This window comes from Domibacillus indicus (assembly GCF_023715895.1).
Lineage (GTDB): Bacteria > Bacillota > Bacilli > Bacillales > Domibacillaceae > Domibacillus > Domibacillus indicus_A.
Window position 1 is genome coordinate 1 of record NZ_JAMBOO010000056.1, and the last position, 1,270, is coordinate 1,270.

The 1,270-nt window shown below is 39.8% G+C and carries 2 protein-coding genes; both read left to right on the forward strand.

Annotated elements, in window-relative coordinates; all coding sequences use genetic code 11:
• Positions 1–68 precede the first annotated feature (68 nt).
• Positions 69–362, forward strand: coding sequence for a helix-turn-helix domain-containing protein (locus tag M3221_RS25380; protein ID WP_251274810.1), 294 nt, complete (start codon positions 69–71; stop codon positions 360–362).
• Positions 359–1,234, forward strand: coding sequence for an IS3 family transposase (locus M3221_RS25385; RefSeq protein WP_251274811.1), 876 nt, complete (start codon positions 359–361; stop codon positions 1,232–1,234). The genes M3221_RS25380 and M3221_RS25385 overlap by 4 nt, the downstream gene beginning before the upstream one ends.
• Positions 1,235–1,270 lie beyond the last annotated feature (36 nt).

Here is a 1,270-nt window from a genome sequence, read left to right on the forward strand (position 1 = left end):
TGATATGCTCCCCCTTAAGTGGACAGTGTAGAAAAGCAACACTACTGTTTACTCAAGGGGGATTTTAAATGGCGAAAAAACAAACATACTCTGTAGAGCTTAAACTGCAGGCAGTCGAACTGTATATTTCGGGAGAACTGGGAGGGTATCGGCCAGTGGCTGAGCAGTTTAATGTGCACGCGACTCAGGTGATGAGATGGGTAAAAGCTTATAAAGAAGAAGGAATTGATGGCTTAAAAGAGAAGCGAAGCGCTTTAGCTGGAAGGAAACCTCAAAATCCTTCGGATCAAGAAAAGATTAGACGCTTAGAAGCAGAAGTCGAATATTTAAAAAAGCTGTTAGAAGCCAGGAAGGGGCGATAAGAAGAGCCAAATACCTTGAATACCAGGTAATCTATGAGATGTCTCATCGATTTCCTATTACCTTGCTTTGTGAGATTGCAGGAGTTTCAAGAAGTGGATACTATAAGTGGATTAAAAACAGACAGACCCCTTCAAAAAAACAGGTCGAAGACCAGTCTCTACAAGAAAAGATCATGGAGGTCTTTTCTCAGTATCGAGGTATATTTGGTTACCGAAGAATGACTGTCTGGTTACGTAAAACAATAAAGAAGCCCATAAACCATAAAAGAATTTATAGACTGATGAAGGAGCTCGGCATTCAAGCCAGGATTCGTAAAAAACGCATATTTCATGGTAAGAGAGAAGTCTGTGTCGTGTCAAAAAACTACTTAAATCGAGGGTTTCAAGCTGCCCGGCCGAATGAAAAATGGGTAACGGATGTAACCATCCTTCCTTTCAATAAACAACGCCTTTATTTATCTGTTATTTATGATTTGTATAATAATGAAGTTGTCTCCTACAAGATAAGCCGGGTAAATAATCTCCAATTGGTACTTGATACGCTTGACGCAGCCTGTAAAAAGCGTCCTGTAAAGGACATTCTTCTGCATAGTGATCAAGGCGTGCAATATACATCCCGGGCCTATCACCATGCGCTGAAGACCTATGGCATGAAAGCAAGTATGTCTAGAAAAGGAAATTGTCTGGACAATGCTTGTATTGAAAGCTTTTTTGGACATTTAAAGGCTGAGTGCTTTTATCTCCTAACGTTTAATAATATTTTTGAAATTGAACAAGCCATACATAAATACATCGAATTCTATAACACCTCAAGGTGTCAAAAGAAACTACATAACCTTTCCCCTGTTGAATATCGTGTGAAGGCTATGTAGCTCTTTATGAGTGTCTACTTGACGGGGGGCAGATCA

Excerpts from the sequence above, each read along its gene's own strand:
- M3221_RS25380 (WP_251274810.1), top strand. The coding sequence starts at position 69 with ATGGCGAAAAAACAAACATACTCTGTAGAGCTTAAACTGCAGGCAGTC.